At 69.6% G+C, this 9,287-nt stretch carries 8 protein-coding genes; all 8 read left to right on the forward strand.

The features are described from left to right. Positions 1–129 precede the first annotated feature (129 nt). The gene (locus ACFXPK_RS31400) at positions 130–957 is read left to right on the forward strand and encodes a TetR family transcriptional regulator (protein ID WP_385005680.1); all 828 of its coding nucleotides are present in this window, start codon (positions 130–132) and stop codon (positions 955–957) included. A gap of 389 nt (positions 958–1,346) precedes the next feature. After that, positions 1,347–2,720: a crotonyl-CoA carboxylase/reductase gene (gene ccrA, locus ACFXPK_RS31405; RefSeq protein ID WP_385005684.1), complete on the forward strand. Its 1,374-nt coding sequence runs from the start codon at positions 1,347–1,349 to the stop codon at positions 2,718–2,720. A 52-nt stretch (positions 2,721–2,772) separates the two neighbouring features. Next, the gene (locus tag ACFXPK_RS31410) at positions 2,773–4,785 is read left to right on the forward strand and encodes a protein meaA (RefSeq protein ID WP_385080530.1); all 2,013 of its coding nucleotides are present in this window, start codon (positions 2,773–2,775) and stop codon (positions 4,783–4,785) included. Next, the gene (locus ACFXPK_RS31415; protein WP_385005676.1) at positions 4,782–5,768 is read left to right on the forward strand and encodes an HpcH/HpaI aldolase/citrate lyase family protein; all 987 of its coding nucleotides are present in this window, start codon (positions 4,782–4,784) and stop codon (positions 5,766–5,768) included. Before ACFXPK_RS31410 ends, ACFXPK_RS31415 begins: the two co-directional genes overlap by 4 nt. Positions 5,769–5,771: 3 nt before the next feature. Further along, complete coding sequence (locus tag ACFXPK_RS31420) at positions 5,772–6,278, forward strand: MaoC family dehydratase (RefSeq protein WP_385005674.1); 507 nt, start codon at positions 5,772–5,774, stop codon at positions 6,276–6,278. Between the two features lie 4 nt (positions 6,279–6,282). Continuing rightward, complete coding sequence (locus tag ACFXPK_RS31425) at positions 6,283–7,488, forward strand: acyl-CoA dehydrogenase family protein (protein WP_385005672.1); 1,206 nt, start codon at positions 6,283–6,285, stop codon at positions 7,486–7,488. Between the two features lie 180 nt (positions 7,489–7,668). Then, the gene (locus tag ACFXPK_RS31430; RefSeq protein ID WP_329827884.1) at positions 7,669–8,316 is read left to right on the forward strand and encodes a phosphatidylserine decarboxylase; all 648 of its coding nucleotides are present in this window, start codon (positions 7,669–7,671) and stop codon (positions 8,314–8,316) included. Then, entirely contained in the window at positions 8,309–9,163 is an 855-nt protein-coding gene (gene pssA, locus ACFXPK_RS31435) for a CDP-diacylglycerol--serine O-phosphatidyltransferase (protein ID WP_385005682.1), read from the forward strand. Before ACFXPK_RS31430 ends, pssA begins: the two co-directional genes overlap by 8 nt. Positions 9,164–9,287: the final 124 nt, after the last annotated feature.

Genomic DNA, 9,287 nt, shown 5'->3' on the forward strand with positions numbered 1-9,287 from the left:
GCGTACGCACACGTCCAGGAGGAGCCGGGCGCGCCCTCCGGCATCAACCGGTCGCGCACCCCCCCGCGTGTGGCGCGGGGGGGGCGGGGGCGGGGCGGACCAGGGGCTCGGGCGCGCCCTCCTGCGCCGATGCAGTACGTTCACCTCATGTCCCAGCCCGCCAAGTCCTCCCGTACGAGCACCCGGTCCGACGCCCCGGAGAGCGCGGCGGGCACCCGTGCCGCCGCCCAGCGGCTGAAGATGCGCCGCGAACTGGCCGCGGCGGCCATGGAGCTGTTCGCGACCAAGGGGTACGAGGCGACGACCGTCGACGAGATCGCCGCCGCCGCCGGGGTCGCGCGCCGCACCTTCTTCCGGCACTTCCGCTCCAAGGAAGAGGCGATCTTCCCGGACCACGACGACACCCTCGTCCGGGCGGAGGCGGTGCTGAACGCCGCGCCCTCCCACGAGCACCCCCTCGACACGGTCTGCCGGGGCATCAAGGAGGTCATGCGGATGTACGCGGCCTCCCCCGCGGTCTCCGTGGAGCGCTACCGGCTGACCCGCGAGGTGCCCACGCTCCGGGAGCGCGAGATCGCCTCGGTGGCCCGTTACGAGCGGCTGTTCACCCGCTATCTGCTGGGCCACTTCGACGAGCGGGACCACACCGACGGCAACGACGACCCGCTGCTCGCCGAGGTGGCCGCGTCCGCCGTCGTCACCGCGCACAACCATGTGCTGCGCCGCTGGCTGCGGGCCGGCGGGGAGGGCGACGTCGAGGGGCAGCTCGACCACGCCTTCGCGATCGTCCGCGCCACCTTCGGCACGGGGATCGGCGCGGGCCGGGCCATGGGCGGGGCGCCTCGGCCGGCCGCGTCCGTCCGTACCGGCGGGGACGTCCTGGTGACCGTGGCGCGCACGGACGCGCCGCTGGACGAGGTCATGCGCGCGATCCAGCAGGCGCTCAAGGACGCCTGACCCCGGCCGCCCAGCCCGCTCCCCCGCCACCGCCCGCTTCCCCGCCACCGCCCCGCCCTGCCGCGTCCTGTCCCGCCGCGTCCCGCCGCGGGAAGTGATACGTACCGGCCTCCGGGCGGTAGGTATGGCTCATGCGTGCCGCCCACCCGACAACTGAGCCAGGAAAATGGCACCCAGTGCCTTGCCAGGTGTCACAGGGTGCCATACGTTGATGTTGTCCGGCTGTTCCCGCGAGCGATCCCGCCCGTGCCCCGGACGCCTGCGTCACAGGCATGCGTACCTCCGCGCCCACCCGGCGCCGCCCCACCGCCGAACCGACGGCACACCTCCACCGCAGTCACGCACGCGACCCCTCGCATTCGCATCCCAGCTTCGCCGGAGGCACCACCGTGAAGGACATCCTGGACGCGATCCAGTCGCCGGACGCCACATCCGCCGACTTCGCCGCACTCCCCCTCCCCGGCTCGTACCGCGCGGTCACCGTGCACAAGGACGAGACGGAGATGTTCGCGGGTCTGACCACCCACGAGAAGGACCCCCGCGCCTCACTCCACCTCGACGAGGTGGCGGTGCCCGAACTCGGCCCGGGCGAGGCCCTCGTGGCCGTCATGGCCAGTTCGGTGAATTACAACTCCGTCTGGACCTCGATCTTCGAGCCCCTGCCCACCTTCGGGTTCCTGGAGCGGTACGGCAGGCTCAGCGAACTCACCAGGCGGCACGACCTGCCGTACCACGTCATCGGCTCCGACCTGGCGGGCGTCGTGCTGCGCACCGGCCCCGGCGTCAACGCCTGGCACCCCGGGGACGAGGTCGTCGCGCACTGCCTCTCCGTCGAGCTGGAGTCGTCCGACGGCCACAACGACACGATGCTCGACCCCGAACAGCGGATCTGGGGGTTCGAGACCAACTTCGGCGGTCTTGCGGAGCTGGCGCTCGTGAAGTCCAATCAGCTCATGCCCAAACCCCAGCATCTGAGCTGGGAGGAGGCGGCGGCGCCCGGACTCGTCAACTCGACCGCGTACCGCCAGCTCGTTTCCCGCAACGGTGCCGGGATGAAGCAGGGGGACAACGTGCTGATCTGGGGCGCGAGCGGGGGGCTCGGCTCGTACGCCACACAGTTCGCGCTCGCCGGCGGGGCGAACCCGGTCTGTGTGGTGTCCAGCGACCACAAGGCCGAGCTGTGCCGCCGGATGGGCGCCGAGGCGATCATCGACAGGAGCGCCGCGGAGTACCGGTTCTGGAAGGACGAACACCACCAGGACCCGCGCGAGTGGAAACGGTTCGGCAAGCACATCCGCGAGCTGACCGGCGGCGAGGACGTGGACATCGTCTTCGAGCACCCGGGGCGCGAGACGTTCGGCGCCAGTGTGTACGTCACCCGCAAGGGAGGCACGGTCGTCACCTGCGCCTCCACCTCCGGCTACACCCATGAGTACGACAACCGCTACCTGTGGATGTCGCTCAAGCGGATCGTCGGCTCGCACTTCGCCAACTACCGCGAGGCGTGGGAGGCCAACCGCCTCGTCGCCAAGGGAAAGATCCACCCGACCCTGTCGAAGGTGTACGCGCTGGAGGACACCGGCCAGGCCGCGTACGACGTGCACCGCAACCGGCACCAGGGCAAGGTCGGCGTGCTGGCGCTGGCCCCCCGTGAGGGCCTGGGCGTGCGCGACGAAGAGCTGCGGGCCCGTCACCTCGACGCCATCAACCGCTTCCGGGACGCACCGGCGGAGCGGACCGTGCCCGGCCGCCAGGACGCCTGACACGGCCCCCGCCCGAACGCCCCGACCGCCTGACTGTTCTGAGGGTTCCCACATGACCGATCGTCAGAAGGACCGGCCCTGGCTCATGCGGACGTACGCCGGTCACTCGACCGCCGAGGCGTCCAACGAGCTGTACCGGCGCAATCTCGCCAAGGGCCAGACCGGCCTGTCCGTCGCCTTCGACCTGCCGACCCAGACCGGGTACGACCCGGACCACATCCTCGCCCGCGGGGAGGTCGGCCGGGTCGGGGTGCCGGTCTCCCACCTCGGCGACATGCGCCGGCTCTTCCAGGACATCCCCCTGGAGCACACCAACACCTCCATGACCATCAACGCCACGGCCATGTGGCTGCTGGCGCTCTACCAGGTGGTCGCGGAGGAGCAGGGCGCCGATCCGGCCGCGCTCCAGGGCACCACGCAGAACGACATCGTCAAGGAGTACCTGTCGCGCGGGACGCATGTCTTCCCGCCCGTGCCCAGTCTGCGGCTGACCACGGACATGATCACGTACACGGTGAACCACCTGCCGAGGTGGAACCCCATCAACATCTGCAGCTACCACCTCCAGGAGGCGGGGGCCACCCCGGTCCAGGAGATCGCGTACGCCATGTCCACGGCGATCGCCGTGCTCGACGCGGTCTTCGCCTCCGGCCGGATCCCCGAGGAGCGCCGGGGGGACGTCGTCGGACGGATCTCCTTCTTCGTCAACGCGGGCGTGCGCTTCGTCGAGGAGATGTGCAAGATGCGGGCCTTCTCCCGCATCTGGGACCGGATCACCCGGGAGCGGTACGGCGTCGAGGACCCCAAGCGGCGCCGCTTCCGCTACGGCGTCCAGGTCAACTCCCTGGGGCTGACCGAGGCCCAGCCGGAGAACAACGTGCAGCGGATCGTCCTGGAGATGCTGGCCGTGACGCTCTCCAAGGACGCCCGCGCCCGCGCCGTCCAGCTCCCCGCCTGGAACGAGGCGCTGGGACTGCCGCGCCCCTGGGACCAGCAGTGGTCCCTCCGTATCCAGCAGGTGCTCGCGCACGAGAGCGATCTGCTGGAGTACGGGGACCTCTTCGAGGGCTCGCACGTCGTCGAGGCCAAGGTCGCGGAGCTGACCGAGGGGGCCCTGGCGGAGATCGGCCGGATCGAGGAGATGGGCGGCGTGCTGGCGGCCGTCGAGTCCGGCTACCTCAAGTCGCGGCTGGTGTCCGCGCACGCGGAGCGCCGGGCGCGGATCGAGTCGGGCGAGGAGCGGATCGTCGGCGTCAACTGCTACGAGTCCACCGAACCCAGCCCGCTCACCGCCGATCTCGACACGGCGATCATGACGGTCGACCCGGCGAACGAGGCCCGGGTCGTGGCGGCGCTGGGCGCCTGGCGGGACGCCCGGGACGAGACCCGGGCCACCGACGCGCTGACCGCCCTCAAGAAGGCCGCCGCCTCCACCGCCAATCTGATGGAGGCGACCGTGGAGTGCGCCCGCGCCGGGGTGACGACCGGCGAGTGGTCCTGGGCGCTGCGCGACGTGTTCGGCGAGTTCCGCGCCCCCACCGGGGTGGGCGGGGCGCCGGTCGCGGTGACCGCGGAGCCGGGCACGCCGCTCGCCGCCGTACGGGAGAAGGCGGCCAGGACGGCGGCGGAGCTGGGCGCGGGGCGGCTGCGGCTGCTGGTCGGCAAGCCCGGACTGGACGGGCACTCCAACGGGGCCGAGCAGATCGCCGTACGCGCCAGGGACGCCGGCTTCGAGGTGGTCTACCAGGGCATCAGACTGACGCCCGAGGAGATCGTCGGGGCCGCGCTCGCCGAGGACGTGCACTGTGTGGGCCTGTCGATCCTGTCCGGCTCGCACGCCGCGCTCGTGCCCGATGTGCTCGGACGGCTGCGCGAGGCCGGCGCCGGCGATCTGCCGGTCATCCTCGGCGGGATCATCCCGGGCGCCGACGCCGAGGCGCTGCGGGCGGCCGGAGTGGCCGCCGTCTTCACCCCGAAGGACTTCGGGATCACGGAGATCATCGGCCGTATCGTCGACGAGATCCGGAAAGCGAACAGACTCGACCCCTTGGAGGTCCCCTCATGACCGCGCCCGCCACCCCCGAGAGCCCCGCAGGGAACCGGCTGCGTCCGCGCCGCTCCTGTCTCGCCGTACCGGGCTCCAACCCGCGTTTCCTGGAGAAGGCCCAGGGGCTCCCGGCCGACCAGGTCTTCCTCGACCTGGAGGACGCGTGCGCGCCGCTCGCCAAGGAGGGCGCCCGGCACACCATCGTCGACGCGCTCAACAAGGGCGACTGGACGGGCAAGACGCGCGTCGTCCGCGTCAACGACTGGACGACCCACTGGACGTACCGCGACGTCATCACGGTCGTGGAGGGCGCCGGGCAGAACCTGGACTGTCTGATGCTGCCGAAGGTGCAGGACGCGCAGCAGATCATCGCCCTGGACCTGCTGCTCACCCAGATCGAGCGGACGATGGGGTTCGAGGTCGGCCGGATCGGCATCGAGGCGCAGATCGAGAACGCCCGGGGGCTGGTGAACGTCGACGAGATCGCCGCCGCCTCCCCGCGGCTGGAGACGATCGTCTTCGGCCCCGCCGACTTCATGGCGTCGATCAACATGAAGACGCTGGTGGTCGGGGAACAGCCGCCCGGCTATGGAGCGGACGCCTATCACTACATTCTGATGCGCATTCTGATGGCCGCCCGTACCCATGATCTCCAGGCGATCGACGGTCCTTACCTTCAGATCCGCGATGTGGACGGGTACCGCGAAGTGGCGCGCCGGGCGGCGGCGCTCGGTTACGACGGCAAGTGGGTGCTGCACCCGGGCCAGATCGAGGCGTCCAACGAGATCTTCTCGCCGTCGCAGGAGGACTACGACCACGCAGAGCTGATCCTCGACGCGTACGAGTGGCACACCTCGGCGGCGGGCGGCGCGAAGGGCTCGGCGATGCTCGGCGACGAGATGATCGACGAGGCCAGCCGGAAGATGGCGCTGGTGATCTCGGGCAAGGGCCGGGCCGCCGGGATGCGGCGCACCACCAGCTTCGAAGCGCCGGAGGGCTGAGCGATGCGGTTCGGACGCACCTTCGAGGAGTTCGAGGTCGGCGCGGTCTACAAGCACTGGCCGGGCAAGACGGTCACGGAGTACGACGACCATCTGTTCTGTCTGCTCACCATGAACCACCATCCGCTCCATCTGGACAGCAACTACGCGGAGAACACGACCGACTTCGGGAAGAACGTCGTCGTCGGGAACTACGTCTACTCGCTGCTGCTGGGCATGTCGGTGCCGGACGTGTCCGGCAAGGCGATCGCCAATCTGGAGGTGGAGTCGCTGCGGCACGTGGCGCCGACCTTCCACGGCGACACGCTGTACGGCGAGACGCTGGTGCTCGACAGGACACCGTCGAGGTCCCGGAACGACCGGGGCGTCGTGTACGTGGAGACCAAGGGATACAAGCAGGACGGGACGGTGGTCTGCGTCTTCCGCCGCAAGGTGATGGTGCCGACCGCCGCATACGTGAAGGAACGCGGCGGCGAGCAGCCGGGCCGCCCCGAGCCGCAGGAGAAGTGACCCCATGAGCCGACTCGCCCAGACCGCCGGCCTGACCGAGGTCCAGCGGGAGATCCTGGCCACCGTCCGGGACTTCGTCGACAAGGAGATCCTGCCGGTCGCCACCGAACTGGAGCACCGCGACGAATACCCCACCCGGATCGTCGAGGGCCTGCGGGAACTCGGACTGTTCGGGCTGATGATCCCCGAGGAGTACGGCGGTCTCGGCGAGTCGCTGCTCACCTACGCGCTCTGCGTGGAGGAGATCGCCCGGGGGTGGATGTCCGTCTCGGGCATCATCAACACGCACTTCATCGTGGCGTACCTGCTCAAGCAGCACGGCACCCAGGAACAGAAGGACACGTTCCTGCCCCGGATGGCCGAGGGCGCGGTGCGTGGCGCGTTCTCGATGTCGGAGCCGGGGCTGGGTTCCGATGTCTCCGCGATCACCTCGAAGGGGGTGAGGGACGGGGACACGTACGTACTGAACGGCCAGAAGATGTGGCTGACCAACGGGGGCACGTCGAGCCTGGTCGCGGTGTTGTGCCGGACGGACGAGGGCCACCCGGAGGGTACGGCTCCGCACCGGTCGATGACGACGTTCCTGGTGGAGAAGGAGCCCGGGTTCGGGGAGGTGCTGCCCGGACTCACCATCCCCGGGAAGATCGACAAGATGGGGTACAAGGGGGTCGACACCACCGAGCTGATCATGGACGGAGTGCGCATTCCGGCCAATCGGGTCCTCGGCGAAACCACCGGCCGAGGGTTTTACCAAATGATGGACGGGGTGGAGGTGGGCCGGGTGAATGTCGCGGCGCGTGGTTGCGGCGTCGCACAGCGCGCTTTCGAGCTGGGTGTCTCATATGCCCAGCAACGTCACACTTTCGGCCGACCCATCGCCCAGCACCAGGCCATCCAGTTCAAGCTGGCCGAGATGGCTACCAAAGTCGAGGCCGCCCATGCCATGATGGTCAACGCGGCACGCAAAAAGGACTCCGGGGAACGAAACGACCTGGAGGCAGGGATGGCGAAGTACCTCGCCTCCGAGTACTGCAAGGAAGTCGTCGAGGACGCCTTCCGGATCCACGGCGGTTACGGCTTCTCCAAGGAGTACGAGATCGAGCGCCTCTACCGCGAGGCACCGATGCTGCTGATCGGCGAGGGTACCGCCGAGATCCAGAAAATGATCATCGGTCGCCGACTGCTGGAGGAGTACCGATTCCAGGGTTAATTATCGACTTTGCACCGCTTTGGCGGCAAGGAAAATCACACCCCGCAGTGCTCTGCCGCACGCTTCAAGCCGCCCGACTCGGCTGCTGGCTTGCTCAGTTGCGGCTCGTAACCAGTACCATCGCTGGAAAGCCGCCGTCCCCCGTTGCCAGCGCGGCATCATCCGCTACGAAGGTCATCCATGCCCCACAGCCAAACCTCTGCACCACGCGGCCGCGTCCGCATCGCTCGCGGAGCATCGCCGTGGCTTCTCCCGACCGTCGCCACCGCGGCGATCGGACTGGCCCGCGCGCGCAGCTCCAAGCGTGCGGCAGTCCTCGCTGTGCCCGCCACCGCGCTCGCGGCGGGCATGCTGTGGTTCTTCAGAGACCCGGAGCGCGAGATCACGCAGGGCCGGGTCATCTCCCCGGCCGACGGTGTGGTGCAGAGCATCATGCCGTGGAAGGACGGGCGCACGCGGGTCGCCATCTTCATGAGCCCGCTGAACGTCCATGTCAACCGCGCTCCCCTCGCGGGAACCGTGACGTCCGTGGAGCACATCCCCGGAGGGTTCGTCCCGGCGTTCAACAAGGAGAGCGAGAACAACGAGCGCGTCGTCTGGCACTTCGACACCGAGCTGGGTGACATCGAGATGGTGCAGATCGCCGGCGCGGTGGCCCGGCGCATCGTCCCGTACCTGCCCCAGGGGACCAAGGTGGAGCAGGGCGAGCGCATCGGCCTGATCCGCTTCGGCTCGCGCGTCGACATCTACCTTCCGGAAGGTGTCGAGGTCGCCGTCGAGGTCGGCCAGACCACGACCGCAGGGGTGACTCGAATTGACCGTGATTGATCCCGACACGCAAGCCGGATGGGCCACGGAGGCCGAGGCCGAGGCGGAGGACGACGCGGAGGACATGCCGCTGTCGCTGCGGCTGTCGATAGCGGACACCCTCACGCTGGGCAACGCCACCTGCGGCTTCATGGCCGTGTACTTCACCACGACCGGCATCCTGATCCCGCACCTCACGGGCAGTGACGAGACCGGCATGGCGCGGCACTCCGCCGCGACGGCCGTGATCCTGATGCTCGCCGCGGCGATCTTCGACCTGTTCGACGGGCTCGTGGCGCGCAAGCTGCGCAGCTCGCCGATGGGCGCGGAGCTGGACAACCTCTCCGACCTGATCAGCTTCGGTCTCGCCCCGGCCTATTTCGTACTGGTGTACGGAATGGTGGCGGACGACGCGCATCAACGGGTCTCGGCGCTGGCCGCGGTCGTGGTGCTGCTGGCGGTCGTGCTGCGGCTGGCGAGATTCTCCTGCGTGACGATGAAGGACGGCATGTTCCAGGGGATGCCGTCCCCCTTCGGGGCGCTGACGGTCGTCTCGATCGTCCTGCTGGAGCTGCCCTTCGTACCGACGACGCTCGCGATCGTCGGCGTGGCGTGGCTGATGGTGAGCCGCGTCGAGTACCCGAAGCCGCGGGGTGTCCTCGCGGTGGCCATGCTGAGCTGGATCGTGGCCGCGATGGGGCTGCTGGCGGCGTGGGCGTTCGACGCGCCCGGCGGTCAGCTCCTGCTCCAGACCGGCTGTGCGCTCCAGGTGGTGACGGGCGCGGTGATCCCGCTCTTCGCCACGGCACGGCGGGTGAACACCTTCCGCGGCAACCGCCGCGAGGCACGGGCGGCGCAGCTCCCGTAAGAGCGCGTGGACGGCATACGGAAGGGGGGGGGGGGGGCCCCCCCCGCCCCCCGCCGCAGGCGCGGGGGGCAGGACGGGGCCGGGGGGGGGGGGGTTTAAGAAAATAGGACCCACCCGCCGGTAA

It is taken from the genome of Streptomyces sp. NPDC059142 (assembly GCF_042755665.1).
Taxonomy (GTDB): domain Bacteria; phylum Actinomycetota; class Actinomycetes; order Streptomycetales; family Streptomycetaceae; genus Streptomyces.

Coding starts and splice junctions, on each gene's coding strand:
- ACFXPK_RS31400 (WP_385005680.1), top strand. CDS start 130: ATGCAGTACGTTCACCTCATGTCCCAGCCCGCCAAGTCCTCCCGTACG.
- ACFXPK_RS31410 (WP_385080530.1), top strand. CDS start 2,773: ATGACCGATCGTCAGAAGGACCGGCCCTGGCTCATGCGGACGTACGCC.
- ACFXPK_RS31415 (WP_385005676.1), top strand. CDS start 4,782: ATGACCGCGCCCGCCACCCCCGAGAGCCCCGCAGGGAACCGGCTGCGT.
- ACFXPK_RS31420 (WP_385005674.1), top strand. CDS start 5,772: ATGCGGTTCGGACGCACCTTCGAGGAGTTCGAGGTCGGCGCGGTCTAC.
- ACFXPK_RS31425 (WP_385005672.1), top strand. CDS start 6,283: ATGAGCCGACTCGCCCAGACCGCCGGCCTGACCGAGGTCCAGCGGGAG.
- ACFXPK_RS31430 (WP_329827884.1), top strand. CDS start 7,669: ATGCCCCACAGCCAAACCTCTGCACCACGCGGCCGCGTCCGCATCGCT.